Here is a 23,247-nt window from a genome sequence, read left to right as displayed (position 1 = left end):
GGGTGTTCGTGTTCGGGTCGGACGGGCCGCCCTGCCGGGCCCGGTGCCCGGTGCGGATGCGTCGTGGTGGCTCACCCGCGTTGGGTTGGGTGGACGTCAAGTGAGCTGGCCCGGACGGGGGGAAGGGTTGATCCAGGGCGGGATTACGACGACGGAGGAAGCGGGAACGGAACGGGAACGGAACGGGCACGCGCACGCGCACGCGCACGCCAGACGAGGACGGGAGACGGGGACGGAGGACGGGAGACGGGAGACGGGAGACGAGAGACGAGAGACGGGGACGGGGACGGGAGACCGGAGACGGGGACGGGAGACGAGAGACGGAGACGAGGAGGGGAGGGAGGGAGGCGTTCCGGGGTCTCTTGTCGCTGCAAGGGGCTGGCACGCGGACAGCCCCCACCCCGATCACGTCAATCCGGGGAGATCTCCTCCCCCGGTCAGGCGCGTGGCTGCGATCTTCCCGCCGCAAGCAGGGGTTTCAGGAACTGCCCCGTGTAGGAGCCCTGCACCTTCGCGACGGCCTCCGGCGTCCCCTCGGCGATGACCCGACCGCCGCCAGAACCCCCCTCGGGGCCGAGATCGATCACCCAGTCCGCGCACTTGATGACGTCGAGGCTGTGCTCGATGACCACCACGGTGTTGCCCGATTCGACCAGCCGACGCAGCACCCCGAGCAGCTTGCGGATGTCCTCGAAGTGCAGCCCCGTCGTCGGCTCGTCGAGCACGTAGAGCGTGCGCCCCGTCTGGCTCTTGCCAAGCTCGCGGCTCAGCTTCACCCGCTGCGCCTCGCCGCCGCTCATCGTCGGCGCGCTCTGGCCGATCTTCATGTACCCGAGGCCGACCTCGACCAGCGTGTCGAGGACGCGCCGCAACGCCACATGATGCTCGAACAGCCGCACGCAATCCTCGATGCTGGTGTCCAGGATGTCGGCGATGCTCTTGCCCTTGTACCGCACCGCGAGCGTCTGCGCGCTGTAGCGCTTGCCCCCGCACACCTCGCAAGGGACGTAGACGTCGGCGAGGAAGTGCATCTCGACCTTCACCATGCCGTCGCCGCTGCACGCCTCGCAGCGCCCCCCCTTCACGTTGAAGCTGAACCGCCCCGGGCCATAGCCCCGCGCGCGCGACTCCGGCAGCTCGGCGAAGATCTCGCGGATCTGATCGAACGCCTTCGTGTACGTCCCCGGGTTCGAGCGCGGCGTGCGGCCGATCGGCTTCTGGTCGATCGCGATCACCTTGTCGAGCGCCTCGAGCCCCTTGATCGCCCGGTGCGCGCCGACCGGCTCGGTGCTGTTGTGCAGCGCCCGGCCGAGCGCCGGCAGCAGGATGCCATTCACCAGCGAGCTCTTGCCGGCGCCGCTCACCCCCGTCACCGCGAGCAGCACCCCGAGCGGGAACCGGACATCGATGTCCCTCAGGTTGTGCTCGGCCGCGCCCAGGATCTCCAGCCACCCGCGCGGCGCGCGCCGCGCCTCGGGCACCTCGATGCGCACGCGCCCCGCGAGGTACGCGCCGGTCACGCTGTCGGGGTCGCGCGCGATCTCCTCGGGCGTCCCCGCCGCCATCACCCGGCCGCCGAGGTGCCCCGCCCCGGGGCCGAAATCCACCACGTGATCGGCGGCCCGGATCGTCTCCTCGTCGTGCTCCACCACCAGCACCGTGTTGCCCAGATCGCGCAGGCGGCGCAGCGTGTCGATGAGCCGCTGGTTGTCCCGCTGGTGCAGGCCGATGCTCGGCTCGTCGAGCACGTACATCACCCCGGAGAGCTCGCTGCCGAGCTGGCTCGCCAGCCGGATGCGCTGCGCCTCGCCGCCGCTCAGCGTCGGCCCCGAGCGATCGAGCGTCAGGTAATCGAGGCCCACGTTCAGCAAGAAGCTCAGCCGGGTCGAGATCTCCCGCCGCACGCCCTCCGTGATCTTCTGCCGGTTTCCCGGCAGCTCCAGCCGGGCGAAATGCTGGTACGCGTCCTTGACCGTCATCGCGGTGACGTCGGCGATCCCCTCCCCCGCGATGCGCACCGCGAGCGACTCGGGGCGCATCCGCCGGCCGCCGCAGGCGTCGCACGGCCGCTCGCTCATGAACTTGCGGTAGGAGTCCCGCGCCGTCTCCGACGACGACTGCTGGAACCTGCGCATCAGGTTCGGGATCACCCCCTCGAAGCGCATCCCCCACGTCCCGTGGGTCTCGGTCCCCTCCTTGCCCCACGTCACCGAGATGCGCTTGCCCGAGAGGCCGTAGAGCACCATCTCCTGCTTCTTCGCGCCGAGCTTGCGCCACGGGGTGTCCAGGTCGACGGAGCACGCCTTCGACACGGCGTCGATGATGCGGAACGTCCAGCCCTCGCCGCGCGCCATGGCCGACGCCCAGGGGGCGATGGCGCCCTCCCGGATCGACCTCGAGGGGTCCGGGATCACGAGGGCCGGATCGACCTCCAGCCGGGTGCCGAGGCCGTTGCAGGCGCCGCACATGCCGAGCGGGCTGTTGAACGAGAAGCTCTGCGGCGAGAGCTCGGGGAAGCTGTGGCCGCAGCACGAGCGCGCCGCGCTGAACAGGAGCGGCGCGTCCGGCCGCCGCCGCCGCGCGCCCGCCCCCTCGTCGGCCTGGAGCTCGACCCGGATCTCGCCGCGCCCCTCCTGGAGCGCGAGCTCGACGCCCTCGGCGATGCGCTGGCGCTCGTCCGCGCGCACCACCAGCCGATCGACGACGAGCGCGATGGTGTGCTTCAGCTTCTTGTCGAGCCGCGGCAGGTCGTCGAGCCGGTGCTGCGCCCCGTCGATCTCGACCCGCACGAAGCCGCGGCCCCGGAGCTCCTCGAAGAGGTCCTTGAACTCGCCCTTCCGGTGCGTCACGAGCGGGGCGAGCAGCACGAACCGCGCCCCCTCGGGCATCGCGAGCAGCTCCTCGACGATCTGCTCCGAGCTCTGCGCCCTCACCGGCTTGCCGCAGAGGTGGCAGTGCTGCTCGCCCGCGCGCGCGTAGAGCACGCGCAGGTAATCGTAGATCTCGGTGATGGTGCCGACCGTGGAACGGGGGTTGCTCGACGCGCTCTTCTGCTCGATGGCGATCGTCGGGGACAGGCCGCGCAGGTGCTCGACCTGGGGGCGCTCGAGCTGGCCGAGGAACTGCCGCGCATAGGAGCTCAGCGTCTCGACGTAGCGCCGCTGCCCCTCGGCGTAGAGCGTGTCGAACGCCAGGCTCGACTTGCCCGACCCGCTCACCCCCGTGAACACCACGAGCTTGCGCTTCGGCACCTCCAGCCGGTCGATGCGGAGGTTGTGCTCCCGCGAGCCGAGCACCTCGATGAAATCCGGCTCGCGCGCCGCCTCGAGGAGCTTGAGCGTCGGCCGCGCCTCGATCTGCGCGGGCCCGGCCGCGGGCGCGGCAGGCCCCGCTCCCCGCGCGCTCGATGCGCCGCCCGATCCCGGCCTGGCCAGCACCGCGCCCGCAGAGGTGGAGGAGATCAATTGCGATCGTGTGGATCCGTTCGTTCGCGCGCCCATCGTGGTTCCCCGCCGGCCTTAACATGGTGGCGCGCTTTCCGGCACTCGATGTTCCATGGAAAAACAGACAAGCTGGGCGCAATGCTGAGCGCCATGACACGCCCGGCCCAGGCGCTCAGCGCCCGGCCGGTGCGCCGGAGGCGGCGCGCCAGCGCACGACAACGCAGGTGACGTTATCGGGACCACCGTTCTCGTTGGCGCGTTTGACGAGCCGCGATGTCATCTCGCCGAGATCGGGGTGCGTCTCGAGGATACTGGCGATATCTTGCGCCGACACCACGCCGGACAGGCCGTCCGAGCAGAGCAGGAGGATATCGCCGCTCTCGATGGCGTCGATCCGCGTCTCCACCTCGACCGCCTCGTCGGTGCCGAGCGCCCGCGTGATCACGTGCTGGAGCGGGAACGAGCTGGCCTGCTCGGGGAGGAGGTGGCCGAGCCGGATGCACTCGTTGACCAGCGAGTGGTCCCGCGTGAGCAGCTCGAGGCGGTGATCGCGGAGGCGGTAGACGCGGCTGTCGCCCACGTGCGCGATGGCGACGAAGCCGTCGCGCGCGAGCGCGGCCGCGAAGGTGGTGCCCATCCCGCGCTTCTCCCGGTCGCGGCGCGCCGCGGAGAAGATGCGGCCGTTCGCGAGCTGGATGCCCGCGACCAGCAGGGGGAGGCCCTGATCGACGTAGCGGGCCTCGGCGCCCCGGAGGGTCGGCGGGCCGACGCCGACCGCGATGGGCCAGGTGGACTCCGGGTCGTTGAAGAAATCGCGCACCGTCTCGATCGCCATGCGCGAGGCGACCTCCCCGGCGGCGCGCCCTCCCATCCCGTCGGCCACGAGGAACAGCCCGCGCGACTCGAGGATCGCGTAGCTGTCCTCGTTCGTGTCCCGGACCATGCCGGGGTGGGTGATCCCGGCGGCCTCGACGACGAGGTGACGCTGCACGGCGCCGTTCCCTGGGTTGCTCACGGGCACACCCCGCCGAGCGACGGGCGCTCCTCTCCCGTGAACTCCGTGAACCGCGCCCCTTCCGGCGCCTGGATCGAATCGACCGCGCGAAACAGGAGGCCTCGTCTGCTCATTCCGCTGCCCGCTCTGACTCCTCCAGAGCGTACGCGCCAAGGATCGGTCGCGTCCACCAGATCAGGCCTCGGGCCGCGCCCGCCCGCGGCCGCCCGCCCGGGGGTCGGTGGCCGTGCCGGGGGTGCGCAGGAGGGTATTCCGTTTCCACCGTCCTGTGCCGCCGCGGGCTCTGGACCGTCTGCCGCGGCGCGGCGCATGACCGGACCGACCCGAACGCCCCGGCGCGGCGCGCCCGTCACGGGACCGCGAACCGCTCGGCGCCGCCGCCGGAGCACGCGCTCAGGGCGAAGCCGAACCGGTCCTCGCTGCCCTCCTGCATGATGCGCTCGAGATTGCGGCAGGCGTGACGGAACACCCCTTGCAGCGCATAACGGTCCTTGCTGTTCACGACGACCACGACGCCCGTGAGCGTGACCTCGAGGTGGTAGGTGATGGGATCTCCCTCGATGGTGTACCGGGTTGTGGTGAACTCGGCGGGCTCGCGGTCCTTGTACGCCTGCCAGATGCACTCGCGCGCCCTGGCGTCGTACCCCTCGCCGCGCTTGACAACCTCGGTGCCGCACTGCTTGAGCGGCGGCGCCGGCGGCGCGCTCTGCACCTTTTCGGGGGAGGGCCCGCAGGCGCAGGCGAGCAGGAAGAGCACGAGGGCAGCGGGCGAGCGGCCGGACGAGCATGACATGGCGACTCTTTACCTAACGCGATCCGCGGAAGAGTGATGCTTTTTTTCGGGCGGGCCGGCGGCGTGTGCCGGTGTCGCCGCTGGCCCGCGGAGGGGCCTTCTTCCGGGCGGGCTTCTCGGGCTCGGGCTCGAACGCGGCGACCAGGGCGCCGAGATCCTGGAGGCTGGCCACGAGCGCGCGCAGGTAGTGGTCGGAGAGGCGCTCGGCTGCGCAGAGCGCCCGGGCGGCGAGCACCTGGGCGTTGTAGGGGCCGGCGTCCACCGGGACGTTGTCGGCGGCCCGCGCGACCGCGAGCGTCGCGCGGGCGCTCACCAGGGACTCGTGAAACAGCGCGCTCGAGAGGGCGTTGCTGAGCGCCTGAGCCTGCCGCTTGACCCGGCGCTCGACGGCGTCGCCGTCGCACGGGAGCTGGGCCAGGTCGCGCGCGAGCGGCTCGGGCAGGCGCATGTCACGCGCCGCCGCCTCGCCGCGCAGGCGCGCGAGCCAGGGGACGGCGGTCATCTGCCGCTCCGCCGCGAGCTCGCGCAGGCGGCGCCGCGCGGCCTTGACGACGAGCGCGACCTCGCCGCGCTCGAGCGCGGCGGCGAGCGCGCCGTCATCGACAGCGCCAGCCTCGGCGAGGGCGCGGAGCTGGCTCGCGGCGTCGTCGCGCGCGCGGCGGAAGGCGGCCTCGAGCTCCGCGAGCCGCGCGGAGGCGCGGGCCTCGAGGCGCGCGCGGGCGCCGCCGTCGAGCGCGCGGGCGCGCTCGAGGAGCACCTCGATGAAGCGGCAGGCTGCCGGATCGAAGCGGTCGGCGCCGGCCTGCCGCAGCGCCGCGAGGCGTGCGGCCGCCGACCCAGGTTGAGGCTCGTGAGCCGCCGACCCAGGTTGCGCCAACCGCGCCGACCCAGGTTGCGCCGACCCAGGTTGCGCCGACCGCGCCGACCCAGGTTGCGCCGACCGCCCGCCCACGCCAACCGACCGTGGTTGAGGCACGCGACGCTCTTCGGCCTCGACCCTCTCTGGAGCAAAATCCGACACGGACGTCATCGCGACGTCCCTTGTCGGGGGATGGGCGAGATCTCCACACGGCGGTTCTTCGCCCGGTTCTCGCTGGTATCGTTGGGCGCCACCGGGTGCATCTCGCCGAAGCCGGCCGCGAACAGCGCCGCGTCAGGAACGCCGGCGGCGGCGAGCGCGCGGGTCACCGTGAGCGCGCGCTGCGCCGAGAGCTCCCAGTTGTCCGCATAGCCCCGGGAGGAGTTCGTCAACGGCCGATCGTCCGTGAAGCCGCTCACCATGATGAGCTCGTCATGGTGCTCCAGGTACGCCTTGAGCGGATCAGCGAGCGCGTGGAGCAGCGCGATGCCCTCCGGCTGAAGCTCGGCCGAGTTCAGCTCGAACAGGATGCTGCCTCGGATCCCGATGCGCCCCTCGCTCAGGGTGATCCTCCCCTCGGCGAGCGGTCCGGCCAGGGCGCGCTCCAGCGTCTCCAGGCGCGCGCGCTCCGCCGCCCGGGTGGCGCGCTCGACGGCGAGATCGCGGGCGAGATCCACCTGGAACGCGATCGCCCAGACGAAGAAGAGCACGAAGAGCCCGAACAGGCACGCCATGAGGTCGCCGAAGACCGGCCAGACCGCCGCCTGCTCCACCACGTCGTCTTCCGCGGGGATCAGGGACATCGGCGCGCGCTCCCTGCGGCCGGCGGGCGCACGACGCCGCGGCGCGAGGTGCCAGGGCGAGCCGGGAGCGCGCGGCGGCGGCGCATCAGCTCGTCCTGCTCCTCAGCGCCCGTAGCTCCGAGAAGAGCTCGCGCTGGAACTGCAACGAGTGGTCGAAGACCTCACGGGTCTGGTCGAGGTAGGCGCCGAGCAGGTCCGTCGCCTCGCCGTGCTCCCGGCGCTCGATCGCGTCCTCGATCGCGCCGAGGCTGTTCAGCCAGCGATCGCTCGCGTCACGGTACCGGTCCACGGCGACGGTGAACATCTCGGCCACCGCCGTCATCTCGGCGCCGCCGGCCCGCACGAGCTCCGAGGCCTCACGCACCACCGCCGCGGTCGCCTCGAGGCTCTCGCCGAGGCCGCGCGCGTGGGCGCCGAGCCGCTCGGCCAGCCCGTCGGCCGCCTCCCGCCGCGCGCCCTCGAGCCGCTCCTCGAACGCCGCCAACCGCGACGCCTGCTCCGCCAAGAGCCCCCGCGCCGCCTCCGCGAGCTCCGCCACCCGCGCCTCGGCCCGCGCCTCCCGCTCCGCCGCGCTCCGCTCCGCAGCCGCCGCCAGCTCCGCCACCCGCTCGGCCTGCTCCCGCGCGCTCCCGGCCATCCCCGCCGTCGCCTCCGACAGCCGGTCCAGGAGCGCGTCCAGCCTCGCGTCCCGCGCCGCGTCCGCCTCCGCACGCGCCGTCAGCCGCTCCGACGCCTCCGCGATCAGCCGCGACGCCGCCTCCGGCGCCGCCTGCGCCGCTCGCGCCGCCTCCGCCAGCGGGCCCGACAGCGCCTCGCCCAGCGCCGAGAGGTGCGCCGCCCGCGCGGCTTCCAGCTCCGCCTCCCGCTCCGCGGCCTCCGCGGCCCGCGCCGCCTGCGCCCGCTCCAGCCGCTCGATCGCCTCCCCCACCACCCCCGCCAGCCGCTCCGCCTGCTCCGCCAGCCGCGACGCCGACGCGGCCTCGATCTCGCGCCGCCGCGCGAGCGCGTCCCGCTCCAGCCGCTCCAGCCGCTTCGCCGCGCCCTCCTCCAGCTGCTCCAGTCGCGATGACACCCCGCCCTCGAGCCGCTCCAGCCGCGACGATACCCCGCCCTCGAGCCGCTCGAGGCCCTCGCCGAGGCCGCGCGCGTGGGCGCCGAGCCGGTCGGCCAGCCCGTCGGCCGCCTCCCGCCGCGCGCCCTCGAGCCGCTCCTCGAACGCCGCCAGCCGCGACGCCTGCTCCGCCAAGAGCCCCCGCGCCGCCTCCGCGAGCTCCGCCACCCGCGCCTCGGCCCGCGCCTCCCGCTCCGCCGCGCTCCGCTCCGCAGCCGCCGCCAGCTCCGCCACCCGCTCGGCCTGCTCCCGCGCGCTCCCGGCCATCCCCGCCGTCGCCTCCGACAGCCGGTCCAGGAGCGCGTCCAGCCTCGCGTCCCGCGCCGCGTCCGCCTCCGCACGCGCCGTCAGCCGCTCCGACGCCTCCGCGATCAGCCGCGACGCCGCCTCCGGCGCCGCCTGCGCCGCTCGCGCCGCCTCCGCCAGCGGGCCCGACAGCGCCTCGCCCAGCGCCGAGAGGTGCGCCGCCCGCGCGGCTTCCAGCTCCGCCTCCCGCTCCGCGGCCTCCGCGGCCCGCGCCGCCTGCGCCTGCTCCAGCCGCTCGATCGCCTCCCCCACCACCCCCGCCAGCCGCTCCGCCTGCTCCGCCAGCCGCGACGCCGACGCGGCGTCCGCTTCCCGCCGCGTGAGCGCCTCCGCGTCGAGGCGGCGCGCGAGCGCCTCCAGCGAATCGCCCGCGATCGCGCCGGCGCGCTCCACCGCCTGCGAAAGGAGCGGCGTCACCACGCCGGCCGCGACGTCGGCCGTCTGCCGGAGGCCCGCCGCGATGTCGCCGCGGATCTCGGCCGCGGCCGTCGTCAGCGAGGCAGCGACCTGCCGCGCCCCCTCGGTCTGCACGGCGACGAGCCGCTCCTCCAGGCGCTCGAGCCGCGCGGTGGCCTCGCGGAGCGACGCGGCCGCGCCGGGGAGCGCCTCACCCTGGCGCGCGAGCGCCTCCAGCGCCGCGAGCTGTCGCCCCGCCGTCGTCAGCGCCGCGAGCGGGCCCGCCGCGTACGCCTGGAGCGCGGCCGCGGCCGCCGCCTCGGCGCGGCGCACGAGCACCGCGCCGAGCCCGAGCATCCCCGACGCCGACACGCCCGCCGCCGAGGTGCCGAACGCGCGCGACAGGCCCTGCATCGGCGCGGCCAGGCTCTCCCGCAGCGCGTCCACGTCGGCGCTCCGGGTCAGCGCCTCGCGCGCCCCGCGCAGGGTCTCGAACAGGCCCAGGAAGGTGCCGAGCAGCCCGATCATCACGAGCAGGCCGATGAGGTACGAGGCGAACGAGGCGCCGGCCGGCGTCAGCGGCACGCCGGCGATCCGCGCCTCGAGCATCGCCCGGAGCGGGGCGCCGCTCTGCTCGACCGCCGCCCGCGTCGCCGGCCGCGGCAGCGCCGAGAGCTCGCGCCCGAGCCGGGCGGCCCGGCCCGCGCGAACGAACAGCTCGAGCGTGCCGAGCGCGAGCCCGAGCGCGATGAGCTGGACCAGGCGGTACGCGAGCGGGTCCGTCCCGCGGTAGACGAGCGCCGCCCGCGCCACCAGGGCGAGGCCGAGCGCCCCGGTGAGGAGCACCAGGAGCCGCGTCGTCCACTGCCGCGCCGTCGCAAGCCACATGGTGAACGCCCCGGCGAGCTAGGCGGGCGCGCCCGCCACGGCACCGTCGACGAGGGCGAGCAGCCTGCCCGCCTCGTGCGCGAGCAACGCCTGGACCACGAGCTCCATGCGCTGGAGCTCGCGCCCGAGCCACGCGCCCTGCCCGAACCAGGCCGCGACGTGCTCGATCCGGACCTCCCCCGGCAGCGCGGCGACGGCCGCGCGGAGGCCGCGCGCGAAGCAGCGCGCGAGGCCGGGGACGAGCTCGCCGAGCGCGCGCTCGCGCCGCTTCTGGGTGGCGGACGAGATCGCCGCGTCGAGCTGCTCGAGGCGCGCCGCGCCCGGGCCGAGCGCGCCCAGCGGCGGCGCGAGCTCCTCGCGCAGCGCGCGCGTCTCGAGCCGGATGCGCCCGAGGGCGCGCGCCGCGAGCTCGCCGAACGGCTCCCAGATCTGCCCGGCCGCGGACGCGAGCTCGCGCCCCGCGCGCGGGCGCGCCGAGAGCGCCCCGGTCTGCTCCAGGATCGCGAGCAAAGCCTCCGCGTCGGGCAGCTTGTTGCGCCGCTGGAACGGCGCGGCGAACACGTGATCGAGCGCCTCGGCGAGCTCGCCGAGGCGGTCCGCGGCGAGCTCGCGGACGCCGGCGCGCGCCTCGTCCGAGGCCGGCGGCGCCGGCGGCGCGGCGCGGCGGTCGAGCAGCGAGAGCTCGCGCGCGAGCGAGACGCTGCCGTGCAGGTCCATGAGCCCCGCGAGGACCGCCGCGGGGTCGGAGGCCCCCGGGCGCGACGCGCGCGGCCCCTCCGCGAGCGCCGCGACGGCGGCCGCGAGGGGGCGCGAGGTCAAGGGCCCCCGCCCCAGGGACCCGGCTCCGGGGTAAAGCATCTGCACAGCGGCGCGTTGTTAGCCGTCGCGGCGCGGAGCCGCAAGCCTGTCCGTCGCGGCGCGCGCGCCCTCGCGCTTCACCGGCTCCGGGGCTGCTGCGCGCCCGTCGCCGCGGGCTGCTGCGGACTCGCCGCCGCGGGCTGCTGCGGACTCGCCGCCGCGGGCTGCCGCGCGCCCGTCGCCGCGAGCGCGAAGGCGAGCTGGTCGGCCCCCTTCTCGACGGCCGCCTTGACGAGATCCGCGCCGCCGTGCCCGGCGTTGCGCTCGATGCGGAGCAGGACCGGACCGCCCGCGCTCGCCGCCTGGAGGGCGGCGGCGAACTTGCGCGCGTGCATGGGGTCGACCCGATCGTCGCTGTCGGCCGACAGCAGGAGGATCGCCGGGTACCGCGTCCCTGCCTCGATGCGGTGATACGGGGAGTAGGCGTGGAGCGCCTTGAACTGCTCGGGATCGTCGGAAGAGCCGTACTCGCTGATCCACGTCTTGCCCGATCCGAACAGGTGATATCGCACCATGTCGAGCAGCGGGACCCCGCAGAGGACGGCCCCGAACAGCTCCGGCCGCTGCGTGAGCGCGGCGCCGACGAGGAGGCCGCCGTTCGAGCCGCCCTGGATGGCGAGCCGCTCGGGCCGCGTGTACCCCTCGCGGACGAGGTGCTCCGCGGCGGCGATGAAGTCGTCGAAGACGTTCTGCTTCTTCAGCAGCATCCCGTCCCGGTGCCACGCCTCGCCGTACTCGCCGCCGCCGCGCAGGTTCGCCACCGCATACACGCCCCCTCGCTCTAGCCACGGGTACATCGAGGCGATGAACGAGGGAGTCTGCGAGATCTGGAACCCCCCGTAGCCGTAGAGCAGCGCGCGGGCGCTGCCGTCCTTCTCCATGTCCTTGCGGCGGACGATGAACATCGAGATCCTCGTGCCGTCCTTCGACGGGAAGAACGCCTGCTCGACGACGTACGGCGACGGATCGACGGGCACCTCGACGCGCGCGTAGAGCTCGGTCTTCCCCGTCCTGATCGAGGTCGCGTAGATCTCCTGAGGCGAGGTGAAGGAATCGAACGAGAAATAGGCATCGTCCTCGTCCGGCAGCCCGATCGGACCGCCCACGGTGCCGATGCCGGGCAGCGGGAGCTCGCGGACCAGCTTGCCGTCGAGCGCGCGTATCTCGACCCGGCTCGATGCGTCCTTGAGGTAGCTCAGCGCGAGGTGCCCGCCCACGATGGAGACGCTCTCCAGCGTGGCGTCCGGGCGCTCCGGGACGATCTCCTTCCATGCGGCGCGCTCCGGCCGGTCCGGATCGACCTCGAAGACGCGGCCATGCGGCGCGCCCTCGTCGGTGTGCACATAGAAGCGGTCCTTGTAGACCTCGACGAGGTAATGCGCGTCGCTCCCGACCGCGAGCGGCGTGTCCCTGGCCTCCCCGCCCGGCTTGCGGAGGTCGCGGAAGTAGACGTCCATCGACGTCCACCCGTGGGACACGGTGAGCACCAGGAAGCGGCCGTCCTTCGAGAGGCTCGCGCCGAGGAAGGTCCTCGGATCACCCGTCCTGCCGCGCACGATCCGGTCCTTCGCCGGATCCTCGCCGAGCCGGTGGAAGCGCACCTCCGCGTAGCCGGGCCGATCGGCGGCCGGGATCGACGGGTCGGTGGGGAGCCAGACGTAGTAGAAGCCGTCCCCGGACGGCGTCCACGAGGCGTACGCGTACTTGGCCCCTTCGATGACGTCCGCCTCGGAGCGCTTGCCGGTCGCGACATCCATCACGTGGAGGGTCGCTTCATCGGAGTTGTTCTTCTGGACCTTGTAAGCGACGTTCTTGCCGTCCCACGACACATGCCACCCACCCAGCGAGAGGCTGCCGTCGGCAGACCAGCTGTTCGGGTCGAGCAGCGGGCGCTCCTCGCCGCTCTTTCCCTGCTTCCAGTAGACGATCGATTTCTCCTTCGTCGCGTGCCTCCGGCTCACGAAATACCTGCCGCGCCGGTGCCGCGGCGCGGAGACCGCATCGACGTAGAAGAGCTGCTTCAGCCGCGACGCGATCGCGTCCCGCTCGGGGAGCCGGGCCAGCTCGGCCCGCGTGAACGCGTCCTGATCCCTCATCCACTCCTGCACTTCCGGCGAGGCGCCGTCCTCGAGCCAGCGGTACGGGTCGGCGATCTCCACTCCATGAAGGATGGTCTTCACCGGGTCGATGCGGGTGGGCGGGTACGCGGGGCGGTCATGGTCTTCGGGCGTCGGGGCGGCGCTGGCCGCCCCCGGGGACAAGGAGGAGCTCGCGGTCATGGTGCGATCCGATCGGTGTGCCTCAGCGCCTCCGCAGGCGCCAGCAAGAAACGCCGAGAGGAGCAGGCGGGGAGCGACCTTCATGGTACGACAACCCTACCGCGCCCCGTCGGCCGAGGCAGGCGGGTTCGCGGCCCGCTCGACCAATCCGCCGATACGATCGTGCTTTGCTGCCGGAGCGGGACGGGACGTCGTGGGACGGAGCGACGGTTCAGGGAGCTCACACCACTTCGCATCAAGCCGCCTTTTCACGCTGTTCAGACATGCTGTTCATGGCCCCTTTCGAGGGAGGCTCAGGACCGCAGCGCGCCCCCGCCGCCCCGGCGCGCGCCCTCGGGTGAGAGCGCCCCTCGCCAGCGCGGCGCTCGCGTGGCGGCGAGGCCCGGCGTGCGGCGCTTGCCGCGGGCAGAGGGGCGCGTTGATCGAGAAGCGGCCATCGGATTGCGATGCCGGGCACCCCCGTCATCGTATAGGAAGGGAAGCCGATGGCGACGCCTCTCCACCTCCGGCGCGCGGCCGCGCTGCCAGCGCTCCTCGGACTGGGCCTGCTCCCTTCGATCGCGGCGGCGCAGCAGACGGCGCCCGGGGCCGCGGAGCGCTCGCCTCCGCCCGCCGCGGCCCCGCAGCCCGCCGGCGCCCCTGCTGCTCCGCCCGCCGCGGCCCCGCAGCCCGCCGGCGACCCTGCTGCTCCGCCCGCCGCGGCCCCGCAGCCCGCCGGCGACCCCGCCGGGACCGACCCGCTGTTCGCGCCCACGCCCTCGGTGCGGCGCAGCGGGCTCGCCGTGGGGATCGCGGGAGGCCTCGCGCTCGGCAGCGCCGCCGGCTACCCGAACGACGTCCAGAAGATCGGGTTCCAGCGGCATTACACCGAGACCGGTGTCGGCATCGGCGGGGGCGGCTATCTCTGGATCGGCGGCGCGCTCACCGACTGGCTCACGTTCGGCGGAGCCCTCGGCGGACACGGCCTGATCGCCGCCGACCATTCCGTTCTGGCCGGCGGATTCATGTTTCACACCGAGGTCTTTCCGCTCTTCTCGCTCGGGGAGCTCTGGAGAGAGGTCGGCCTCATCGTCGACGCCGGCACCGGCGTGGCCCACACGACCGCGGACGCCGGCGGCGACGCCGACGTCATCGACGGCGCCCTGCCCGCCCGCCTCGGAGTCGGCGTGTTCTACGAGGGAATCCGGCTCTGGAAGGTGTCGATGGGGCCGTGGCTCTACGCCGACTACACCTGGAGCTCATCGGTCCGCCAGCCGGCGTTCTACCTGGGGTGGCGGTCCGCGATCTACACCGGGCCTTAGAGCGCTACACCGGGCCCTCCGCCGGGCTCCGCCGCTGCGGGCCCGGGAGCTCCAGCGCGCTCCGGCGCGACAGCGCCTCGCGCCTCGGCGCCGCCAGCGTGAGCCGGATCCCCCGCCGGATGAGCTGCATCGCCGCGAAGGACACCGCGCCCACCAGGACCTTCCGGCCGATCTCGCGGGGCACGCTCGGCTTGCCGCGCGGCGCCACCCAGTCCGGGTGCTTCCAGAAGCGGACGAGCGCCCGGACGCGCTCGCGCCGCAGCCGCTCGCCCCGCGCGCGCGCCTCCTGGACCAGCGCGATCACCACCGCGCCGCCCATGATCGCGAGCATGAGCCCGCCCGTGACCACCCCGGCGCCGTGCCGGCGCACCTGGGTCTTCACGTCGAGCAGCGCGTGCCGCCGCTGATCGAGCGCCTCGATCGTGTGAAACAGCCGCTCGCGCAGCTCGTCCGCCCTCCGCTCGAACACCTCTCGCTGGCCGTTCAGCCGCTTCATACGACGCGCTCCCGGAGCAGCCGGACGTCCGACTCGAGCCGGCCCCGGGTCCTCTCCAGCGGCCTCTTCGGCACCTGCCTGTAACCGACGAGCCCCATCACCACGGCCAGCGCGATCAGCACGAGCCCTATCAGCAGCGCCGGCAGCGGGCGAGGCGAGATCGCGAGCGCGAGCGCGACGAGCACCAGCGCGGCCCCGAGCAGCCCCGCGGCCGCCGCCGCGCCGAGCGCCACGCCCGACGCCTTCGCCCGCGAGATCTCCTGCTCGATCTCGTCGCGCGCCAGCGCGACCTCGACCTGCACCAGCTCCTTGGCCTCGGCGATCGCCTCCTTCACGAGATCGGTCGTCGAGCTCTCGGGCCTGGGATCCAGCTGCTTCATCCTGGGCTCCAGCTGCCTCGTCCTGAGCTCCAACTGCCTCGTCCTGGGCTCGAGCTGCCTCGTCCTGGGCTCCATCATGGAACACCTCTCCGCCTCACGGGGTGAACACGCCCGGCGAGCGGAGCAGGCAACCGCCGGCGCACCGCCGCGGAGCCGCCGCCCACCGCCCGCGCCCCGCGGTGCACACGGCGCGCCAGCCCCATCCTGGCGGGCGGCGCGCGCGCGCTGCGCGGCCCCGGCGGCGCCCTGCGCGGCAGGCGATCGGCCCAGGACGCCGGGGTCGCCGCGCAGCCCCCCGCGGCGGGCGATCAGGGCAAGGCGCCGGAGACGACGCGCTCGTGCCCGCCGTAGTCGAGGTTCCTCGCGACGTCGTGGAACCCCGCCCGGGCGAAGAGCTCGGCCACCGCGCCCGCCTTGCCGGCCTCGACCTCCACGGCGAGCACGCCGCCGCGGGCGAGCACGGCCGGCGCGCCCGCGACGATCCGGCGCGTGACGTCGAGCCCGTCCGCGCCGCCCGCGAGCGCCAGGCGCGGCTCGTAGCCGCGGATGTCGACCTGCAGCGCGCCCACGTCGTCGTCCGGAATGTACGGCGGGTTCGCCGTGATCAGGTCGAACCGGAGGCCGGGCGGCAGGTCGGCCAGGAGATCCGAGCGCAGGAACCCCGCGTTGACGGCGCCGAGGCGGAGCGCGTTCTCGCGGGCGACGGCGAGCGCGCCCTCGGAGAGGTCGACGCCGAGGACGCGGCTCGTGGGCCGCTCGCAGGCGAGGCTCACCGCGACGCAGCCCGACCCGGTGCACAGGTCGAGCGCGCGCGCCGAGAGCGCGAGGTGCCGCGTCCGGGCGAGGGCGACCTCGACCAGGATCTCGGTGTCGGGGCGCGGGATGAGCACGCGCGGATCGACGCGGAACGGGCGGCCGTAGAACTCCCGCACACCGAGCAGGTAAGCGACCGGCTCGCCGGCGCGGCGGCGCTGGTGCAGCGCCCGGTAGGCGGCGAGCTCGGCCTTGTCGAGCGGCCGCTCGGCGTCGATGAGCAGCCCGACCCGGTCGAGGCCCAGCACCTTGCCGAGCAGGAGCTCCGCGTCGAGGCGCGCCGAGGACGCGCCCCGCTTCTTCAGGTCGCCGGTCGCCCAGGCGATCACGCGGCGGATCGTCCAGGCCTCGTTCTGGGGCTCGACGTCGGGCTTGGTCACGGGACGGCGGCGGCGAGGGACTCGCGGACGGCGGCGGCGACGACGGCCTCGACCTCGGCGCGGACCGCATCGCGGCGCGCGGCCGAGCGGGCCTCGAACCGCAGCACGAGGATCGGACCGGTGTTGGAGGCGCGGCAGAGCCCCCACGCCCCGCCGCCGAAATCGATGCGCGCCCCGTCGATGTCCACGACCGGGCGGACGCCGCGGAAATGCTCGGTCACCCGGCGGACGACCTCGAACTTCACGGCGTCGGGGCAGTCGACCCGGATCTCGGGGGTGGCGAACGTCTCCGGGACGTCCGCGAGCAGCTCGCCGAGGGGCCGGCCGGCCCGCGCCACGATCTCGAGCAGGCGGACCGACGCGTACACGGCGTCGTCGAACCCGAACCACCGGTCGGCGAAGAACATGTGCCCGCTCATCTCGCCGGCGAGCAGCGCGCCCTCTTCCTTCATCTTGGTCTTGATCAACGAGTGCCCCGTCTTCCAGAGGATGGGGCGCCCGCCGCGCGCGGCAATGTCGGCGTACAGGCTCTCGGAGCACTTCACCTCCCCGAGCACGGCCGAGCCGGGCCGCTCGGCGAGGAGCGACCGCGCGAAGAGGAGCAGCAGCTTGTCGCCCCAGAGCACCTCGCCGCGCTCGTCCACGACGCCGAGCCGATCGCCGTCGCCGTCCCACGCGATGCCGAGCGCGGCGCCGGTCGCGAGCACGCGCGCGCGGAGCGCCTCGAGGTTCTCGGGGACGGTCGGGTCCGGGTGGTGGTTCGGGAAGCGGCCGTCGATGTCGCAGAAGAGCGCGTCCGGCGCGAAGCCGAGCGCCCGGAGCGCGCGGACGCCGAGCGGGCCGGCCGCGCCGTTACCCGCGTCGACCACGAAGCGGACGTCGGCGCCGGAGAGGCGCGACGCCGCGCGCACCGCCTCGATGTAGTCGGCCTCGAGATCGACCTCGGTGAGCGCGCCGCCGGCCGCGCCCGCGTCGAGGCCCGCGCCCGCCTCGACGAGATCGGCGAGCGCCTGGAGGTCCTCGCCGAAGAACGAGGCCTTGCCGCGCATGAGCTTGAACCCGTTGTCCGGCGCCGGGTTGTGGCTCGCCGTGATCATGATCGCGCCGTCCGCGTCGAGGTGGTGCGCCGCGAAGTAGAGCAGCGGGGTCGGCCCGACGCCCGCCGAGATCACGTCGGCGCCGCCCGCGCGCAGGCCGCCCGTGAGCGCGGAGAACAGGCGCTCGCTGGAGAGGCGGCCGTCCCGGCAGACCGCCACCCTGGGCCGGCCTCCGCCGGGCGGCGCGCCGGCAGGGGGCTCGCGGCGCAGCAGGTGGGCGAACGCGGCGCCGAGCCCGCGCGCGAGCTCGCTCGAGAGATCGCGCTCGGCGACGCCGCGGATGTCGTACTCACGAAAGATGTGTCGGGGGACTCTCATGGCCAGGCGAGGAGAGCGCGCCCGGGCCCGCCCGCGGGCCCGCGCCGAGGACGCTCTGACACGGCGCGATCGTGGGTGAAACGAAAAACGCCGCGCGCGGCGCACCTCCCCGCGCGGGCCCACGAGATTGCGTTCCCGGCCGCCGGCCGGGTAATTTGGGTACGTGGAGCTCACGACCGCACGATGACGCGCGCACAGAGAACCGGTCTCGCGGCCATGCTGGCCCTCTCCGCCTGCGTGGCCCGCGGCGGCGCCGCGCGGGCCGCGGAGCCGTCGCCCGCGGCCTTGCCGATCACCGTGGTCACCCTCCGGACCGACGACGCTTACGACCAGGCCGACGCGCTGACCAAGGCGCTCCGCTCCGCCATCAAGAACGTCCCGGGCTGGTCGGTCGGCACCGGCGATTTCTCGCTCGAGGTCCTGACGCTCTCCCTGCAGTGCGACGATAGGCCCGACGCGAGCTGTCAGGCCCGCATCGCGGATCACATCCGGAGCGACCGTTACATCTGGGGCATGCTCCGCAAGAGCGACGCCGTCGTGGAGGGCGAGCTGCACCTCTGGACCCGCGGGCAGCCGACCGTGACCGTGCCGGTGAAGTACAGCGCGAACCTCACCGAGGCCAACGACGAGTCGCTCCGCGCGATCGCGGCGGACGCCATCGCGGCGCTGACCGGCGGGCCGCCCAGGGGCTCGCTCCGCGTGCGGACGGGCGCCTCCAGGGCGAGCGTGCTCATCGACGGCAAGCCGGCCGGCCTGGTGCAGAACGGCGAGGCGACCTTCACGGTCACGGCCGGGCCGCACCGGGTGCTCGTCAAGTCGACCGGCTTCCTCGACGCGGAGGCGTCGGTCGTGGTCCGTCCCGTCGCCACCACCGACGTCGCGCTCAGCCAGATGCCCGACGAGTCGTCGCAGCTCGACTGGAAGCGGCTGGGCGGCTTCGTCGGCCTCGGCGCAGGGGCGGTGTTCGGGACCGTGGGGGTCATCAGCTCCGTGCAGGTCGCGAGCATCCAGGGCGACGCGCGGTACGACGCCTACCGCGCGCTCTTCGACCAGAGCGTCACGGACGTGTGCGCGCGCGACCAGCGCGAGGCCATCCGGGGCGATCAGCGCGCGGACGCGTCGACGGTGAACGCCGGCATCCGGCTCTGCGAGAAGGCGGACACGTTCATGACGCTCCAGCTCGTCTTCTATCCGCTGGCGGTGCTCTCGGCCGGCCTCGGCGCCTACCTGCTCGTGACGAGCGGCGACGAACGGCCCGAGCGGCGCACCGGCTGGACCGTGCAGCCCAGCGTCGGCCTCGACGCGGGCGGCCTCGACGTGACGTACCGCTGGTGAGCCGCGCCCCTGGGCCCGCGGCGGCGGGGCGACGACCATGCGGGTGATCGCCGGCCGGCTCGGAGGGCGGCGGCTCGCCGCGCCGCGCGGCGAGGGCACGCGGCCGACCGCGGACCGCGTGCGCGAGGCGCTCTTCTCCTCGCTGGGCGACGTCACCGGCGCGCTCGTCTGCGACCTCTACGCCGGCACCGGCGCGCTCGGCATCGAGGCGCTGTCGCGCGGCGCGCGGCGCGCGGTCTTCGTCGAGAGCGGCCGGCCCGCGCTCGCCACGCTCCGCGAGAACCTCGCCGCGCTCGGCCTGGGCGACGAGGAGGCCCGCGTCGTCCCGATGCCGGTCGAGCGCGCGCTCGACCGGCTCGGCGACGAGGGCCCCTTCGATCTCGTCCTGCTCGATCCGCCGTACGCCGCCCTGGCCAAGGCCGTCGCCGCGGTCGCGCGCCTCGCCGGGCCGCTCGGCCTGCTCTCCCCGGCCGGACGCCTCGTCCTGGAGCACGCGCGCCGCGATCCGTCCCCGGAAATCGCCGGGCTCACCTGCGCAGCGACGCGCGCGTATGGTGACACCGCGGTGTCCTTCTACGAGCGCTGACCCCTGCGCGCGCTCTGCGACCGCGGACCCCTGCTACGAGCGCGGACCCCTGCGCGCGCTCTGCGAGCGCGGACCCCTGCTACGAGCGCGGACCCCTGCGCGCCCTCGCCCGCCGAGCGCGCCGCACGGGCTGGCCCGCCGTGTGTCCATCCCCGGGCGTATCCCGTTTTCCTGGCGCGCTCCCCTGTCCGCCCTTGTAGACTCGCCCCCGCCGGACGCGCCCGCGTCTCGGCTCTGGCGCACGAGGGGCCCGCCGAAGCGGCCCGGTCCACGCGCGCCTCTCCGGGAGGACTTCTCACGTGTCCGCATCGATGCCCCCGTCGTCCCAGCACATTCCTGGAAAATCGAGCAATACGGGCTTCTACGTCGCAGGAATCGTCGTCCTCGCCGCGCTCATGGCGGGCCTGCTCTACTGGAAGCTGAGCCCGGAGCCGGCCCCGGCGCCCGTGGCGCAGACCGCGGCGCCCACCGAGAGCAGGCCGGCGGATCCGCCGCCGCTCTTCGCGCCCCCGCCCCCGCCGCCGGTCGAGGAGGTCGAGGACGCCGGCGTGGACGCGGGCAAGGTCGCCTCCGGCCAGAGCCCGCAAGGCGCCGGCAAGTCTCCCTGCTCGGGCAAGTGCGGCGACGGCGCGACCTCGCCCGCGCTCGACTCCGCCGTCCTGGGGCTCGCCCGCTCGGCGCAGGGTTGTTATAACCGCGCGCTGCGCACCTCGGAGGTCTCCGGCAAGCTGACGGTGAGCGTGCAGGTCGCCTCGACAGGCGCGGTGTGCAGCGCCTCGATCCTCAACGACACGGTGGGATCGAACGAGATTGCGTCTTGCGTCCTGGGACGTTTCCGCGGCAAATCACTGCCTCCGCCGCAGAGCGGATGCGTCGTGGTGAACGTTCCGATCAACTTCACCATCAAGCAATAGGAAGCAGCCGATGCGAACGCTCCCCCCCCGGATGGCCAGCTTGCTCCTCGTCGTGCTCGCTCCGCTCGCGCTGCTGGGCGCAGCGTGCAGCGCGGAGGACGGGACCACGCCGACCTGCACCGACAACCTCGACCCCGAGCAGGGCATCGTGAAGATGTCGGACGGATGCCACCAGTTCCCCTACTGCATCGTGAACGGCCGACAGTCGGCCCCGGAGGAGTGCTGCAAGAACGACGAGGGCCTCGTCAACCCGGAGTGCGTCAAGGGGTACATGCCCCTCGGCTCCGGGAGCAGCACGACGTCGGGCGCCGGCGGCTCCGGCGGGAACGGCGGCTCCGTGGACGCCGACGGCTCCGGCGGAGCCGGGGGCGACGGGCAGAACGGCGGCGCCTAGCCCGCCCCGCCGGGCGGTGCCGAGCATGGCCGCGTCGAGCCGGGGCATCCTGCTCTCGGTCGCCTACGATGGGCGGCCCTTCGCCGGCTTCGCCCGCCAGCGCGACCAGCGCACGGTGGCGGGGGAGCTGCTCGGCGCGCTGCGCGCCATCGATCCGACCATCCGGGAGATCCGCGGGGCGAGCCGCACCGACGCGGGCGTCCACGCGCGCGACCAGCGCGTCGCCTTCGACGCCACGGCGCCGCTGCCGCCGCGCGGCTGGGTCCTCGCGACCGCGCGCCACCTGCCCGACGAGATCGTGATCCGGCGCGCCGCCGTCGTGCGCGTCGGGTTCTCGCCCCGCTTCGAGAGCGTCCGCAAGCGCTACCGCTACCTGATCCTGCGGGATCTGGTCCGCGACCCGTTCCTCACCCGGCGCGCCTGGCGCGTCGAGGGGCTCACGGAGGCCGCGCTCGAGCGGGCGCGCGCCGAGGCGGCCGCCGCGGAGGGCACCCACGACTTCGCCGCGTTCCGGACGAGCGCGGACGAGCGGACCTCCACGGTGCGGACGCTGCACGGCGTCGCGCTGTCCATCGACCCCGCGGACCCGCGCCTCGTCCGGATCGACGTCGAGGGGAACGCGTTCCTGCACAACATGGTGCGCATCCTGGTCGGCACCCTGATGGACGTGGCGCGCGGCCACCTCGCGCCCGGCGCGATCGCCCGCGCCCTCGCGTCGCGGGACCGGCGCGACGCCGGGATCACCGCGCCGCCGGACGGGCTCTACCTGGAGCGCACCTATCTGCGCGACGACGGGGAGGCCCCCTGGCCGGCGGGGCCGCCGGCCGGACCTCCGGCGGAGCCGCCGGCCGGACCTCCGGCGGGGCCGCCGGCGGGCGATGCCATGGACCGCGGACAGGGCCCCTCCGACGCGCTGGACGACGCAGGAACTCACGCGCTGGAGGAAGCATGATCTCGCGCCGGCTCGCCGCATCGCTCGCCCTGCTCGTCCCTGCCCTCGCGCTGCCGTCGACCGCCGACGCCCAGGCGCCCGCGGGGGCTCGGGCGCCCGCGCCCGCCCCGAAGATCGCGCCCGCGCCGTCGTCGCAGAGGCCCGCGCCCCCGCCCGCGTCCCGCGCCGGCGCCGCCGCGGCCGCCGGCGCCGCCGACCTGCGCCGCCTCGGCGAGGCCTTCGCCGACGTCGCCGACAAGGTCGGCCCCGCGGTCGTCCAGATCGAGGTCACCGTCGCCGAGGACGTCTCCTCGCCGCTGCGCTGGTTCCGCGACGGCGGCCAGCGCCGCGGGCTCGGCTCGGGCGTGATCTTCTCCGAGGACGGCGGGATCCTCACGAACAACCACGTGATCGACGGAGCCCGCGCGATCACCGTCCGGCTCCGCGACGGCCGCATGTTCGCCGGCCGCCTGGCCGGGCGCGATCCGGCGACCGACCTCGCCGTGCTCCGCATCGACGCGAAGGGCCTCCCCACCGTGACGTTCGCCGACAGCGACGCCGCGCGCGTGGGCGCCTGGGTCGTCGCGATCGGCTCTCCCTTCGGCCTCGGCCACACGGTCACCACCGGCGTGCTCAGCGCCAAGGGGCGGGGCGGCGTCGGCGTCAACGACGTGGAGGACTACCTCCAGACCGACGCGAGCATCAACCCGGGCAACTCGGGCGGCCCGCTCGTCGACCTCGACGGCCGCGTGCTCGGCATCAACACCATGGTGGTGAGCCGCGGGCAGGGCATCGGCCTGGCCGTGCCGGCGAACATGGCCCGGCGCGTGGCCGAGCAGCTCCTCTCGAGCGGCCGCGTCGAGCGCGCCTGGATAGGCGTCGGGCTGCAGGACCTCACCCCCCAGCTCGCCGCGGTGCTGCCGAGCGCGCCCCCGGCAGGGGCGCTCGTCAACGCCGTCAGCCCGGGCGGCCCCGCCGCCAGGTCGAACCTGCACCCGGGCGACGTGATCACCTCGGTCGCGGCCCGGCCGGTGCGCGACGCGCAGGACGTCCTCCGCGCGCTGTTCCTCCACAACGTCGGCGAGACGCTGGCGCTCGAGGTCGTGCGCGACGGCCAGCGGTACCAGACCCGGGTGACGCTCGCCGCGCGCAACGAGCGCCCGCCGCCGGCGCTGCCGGTGGAGCGCGCGCCCGCCCGGCACCCGGGCCTCGGCCTCACGCTGCGCGACGTGCCGGTCGCGCGCGCGCCGCGCGCCCCGGCCGGCGGGGCCACCTCGGCCGTGCGCGTGCTCGGCGTGGCGAGCGACTCGCCCGCCGAGCGCGCGGGCATCCGTCCAGGCGACGTGATCCTGGAGGCGGACCGGAGGCGGGCGCCCACGGCCGCCGACGTGGAGCAGGCCGCGCGCGACGGCGACCTCCTCCTCCGGGTGCAGCGCCGGAGCACCGTGTTCTACGCGGCGCTCCGGCGCTGAGCCGCGCCTGCGCGGATCGTGGGGGCGCTGGAGGGCTCGCCGGAGGGGCTTTCATGCAGGCGAGCCACGAGGCGCTCGC

Annotated in this window: 19 protein-coding genes; 7 read left to right on the top strand and 12 right to left on the bottom strand. The window is 74.6% G+C overall.

Features of this window, described 5'->3' with window-relative positions:
* Positions 1–437: 437 nt before the first annotated feature.
* From uvrA to WMF31_RS00190, 8 genes are all read right to left on the bottom strand, one after another.
* The gene (gene uvrA / locus WMF31_RS00225; RefSeq protein ID WP_436600023.1) at positions 438–3,500 is read right to left on the bottom strand and encodes an excinuclease ABC subunit UvrA; all 3,063 of its coding nucleotides are present in this window, start codon (positions 3,498–3,500) and stop codon (positions 438–440) included.
* Between the two features lie 115 nt (positions 3,501–3,615).
* A complete protein-coding gene (locus WMF31_RS00220; RefSeq protein ID WP_436606497.1) occupies positions 3,616–4,434 on the bottom strand; it encodes a Stp1/IreP family PP2C-type Ser/Thr phosphatase in 819 nt (272 codons plus the stop codon).
* A gap of 373 nt (positions 4,435–4,807) precedes the next feature.
* A complete protein-coding gene (locus WMF31_RS00215) occupies positions 4,808–5,251 on the bottom strand; it encodes a hypothetical protein (RefSeq protein ID WP_129354628.1) in 444 nt (147 codons plus the stop codon).
* Between the two features lie 13 nt (positions 5,252–5,264).
* Positions 5,265–6,128, bottom strand: coding sequence for a DUF2894 domain-containing protein (locus WMF31_RS00210; protein ID WP_436600022.1), 864 nt, complete (start codon positions 6,126–6,128; stop codon positions 5,265–5,267).
* Positions 6,129–6,277: 149 nt separating this feature from the next.
* Entirely contained in the window at positions 6,278–6,913 is a 636-nt protein-coding gene (locus tag WMF31_RS00205; protein WP_436600021.1) for an OmpA family protein, read from the bottom strand.
* A gap of 85 nt (positions 6,914–6,998) precedes the next feature.
* Positions 6,999–9,614, bottom strand: a complete 2,616-nt coding sequence (locus WMF31_RS00200) for a hypothetical protein (protein WP_436600020.1) — start codon at positions 9,612–9,614, stop codon at positions 6,999–7,001.
* A gap of 18 nt (positions 9,615–9,632) precedes the next feature.
* Entirely contained in the window at positions 9,633–10,433 is an 801-nt protein-coding gene (locus WMF31_RS00195) for a hypothetical protein (protein ID WP_436600019.1), read from the bottom strand.
* Positions 10,434–10,549: 116 nt separating this feature from the next.
* Positions 10,550–12,751, bottom strand: coding sequence for a prolyl oligopeptidase family serine peptidase (locus WMF31_RS00190; RefSeq protein ID WP_436600018.1), 2,202 nt, complete (start codon positions 12,749–12,751; stop codon positions 10,550–10,552).
* A 485-nt stretch (positions 12,752–13,236) separates the two neighbouring features.
* On the opposite strand from WMF31_RS00190, the gene WMF31_RS00185 reads away from it, so the two are divergent.
* A complete protein-coding gene (locus tag WMF31_RS00185; protein ID WP_436600017.1) occupies positions 13,237–14,052 on the top strand; it encodes a hypothetical protein in 816 nt (271 codons plus the stop codon).
* 4 nt (positions 14,053–14,056) lie between these two features.
* Here the strand turns inward: WMF31_RS00185 and WMF31_RS00180 are convergent, their stop codons facing one another.
* The 4 genes from WMF31_RS00180 to WMF31_RS00165 form a co-directional block, all read right to left on the bottom strand.
* Entirely contained in the window at positions 14,057–14,548 is a 492-nt protein-coding gene (locus WMF31_RS00180) for a hypothetical protein (RefSeq protein WP_129354640.1), read from the bottom strand.
* Positions 14,545–15,006 (bottom strand): phage holin family protein, encoded by a 462-nt coding sequence (locus WMF31_RS00175; protein ID WP_242515550.1) that lies wholly within the window; start codon positions 15,004–15,006, stop codon positions 14,545–14,547. Before WMF31_RS00175 ends, WMF31_RS00180 begins: the two co-directional genes overlap by 4 nt.
* 230 nt (positions 15,007–15,236) lie before the next feature.
* Positions 15,237–16,121: a peptide chain release factor N(5)-glutamine methyltransferase gene (prmC, locus tag WMF31_RS00170; protein ID WP_129354642.1), complete on the bottom strand. Its 885-nt coding sequence runs from the start codon at positions 16,119–16,121 to the stop codon at positions 15,237–15,239.
* On the bottom strand, positions 16,118–17,536 hold the full coding sequence (locus WMF31_RS00165) for a phosphomannomutase/phosphoglucomutase (RefSeq protein WP_129354644.1): 1,419 nt from the start codon (positions 17,534–17,536) through the stop codon (positions 16,118–16,120). The genes prmC and WMF31_RS00165 overlap by 4 nt, the downstream gene beginning before the upstream one ends.
* A 216-nt stretch (positions 17,537–17,752) precedes the next feature.
* Here WMF31_RS00165 and WMF31_RS00160 point away from each other — a divergent pair, with 216 nt between their 5' ends.
* From WMF31_RS00160 to WMF31_RS00135, 6 genes are all read left to right on the top strand, one after another.
* Positions 17,753–18,871, top strand: a complete 1,119-nt coding sequence (locus WMF31_RS00160) for a PEGA domain-containing protein (RefSeq protein WP_129354646.1) — start codon at positions 17,753–17,755, stop codon at positions 18,869–18,871.
* Between the two features lie 37 nt (positions 18,872–18,908).
* Positions 18,909–19,457, top strand: a complete 549-nt coding sequence (gene rsmD, locus WMF31_RS00155) for a 16S rRNA (guanine(966)-N(2))-methyltransferase RsmD (RefSeq protein WP_129354648.1) — start codon at positions 18,909–18,911, stop codon at positions 19,455–19,457.
* A 299-nt stretch (positions 19,458–19,756) separates the two neighbouring features.
* Entirely contained in the window at positions 19,757–20,371 is a 615-nt protein-coding gene (locus tag WMF31_RS00150; RefSeq protein ID WP_436600016.1) for an AgmX/PglI C-terminal domain-containing protein, read from the top strand.
* Between the two features lie 10 nt (positions 20,372–20,381).
* Positions 20,382–20,765: a hypothetical protein gene (locus WMF31_RS00145; protein ID WP_436600015.1), complete on the top strand. Its 384-nt coding sequence runs from the start codon at positions 20,382–20,384 to the stop codon at positions 20,763–20,765.
* A gap of 25 nt (positions 20,766–20,790) precedes the next feature.
* Positions 20,791–21,717 (top strand): tRNA pseudouridine(38-40) synthase TruA, encoded by a 927-nt coding sequence (truA, locus tag WMF31_RS00140; protein WP_436600014.1) that lies wholly within the window; start codon positions 20,791–20,793, stop codon positions 21,715–21,717.
* Positions 21,714–23,168, top strand: a complete 1,455-nt coding sequence (locus WMF31_RS00135; protein ID WP_436600013.1) for a trypsin-like peptidase domain-containing protein — start codon at positions 21,714–21,716, stop codon at positions 23,166–23,168. The genes truA and WMF31_RS00135 overlap by 4 nt, the downstream gene beginning before the upstream one ends.
* The last annotated feature ends 79 nt before the right edge of the window (positions 23,169–23,247 follow it).

Origin of the sequence: Sorangium sp. So ce1036, assembly GCF_051369805.1 — a bacterium.
Classification (GTDB): domain Bacteria; phylum Myxococcota_A; class Polyangia; order Polyangiales; family Polyangiaceae; genus Sorangium; species Sorangium cellulosum_F.
The sequence above is the reverse complement of the archived record's forward strand: the minus strand, read 5'-3'. Positions and strand labels throughout refer to the sequence as shown.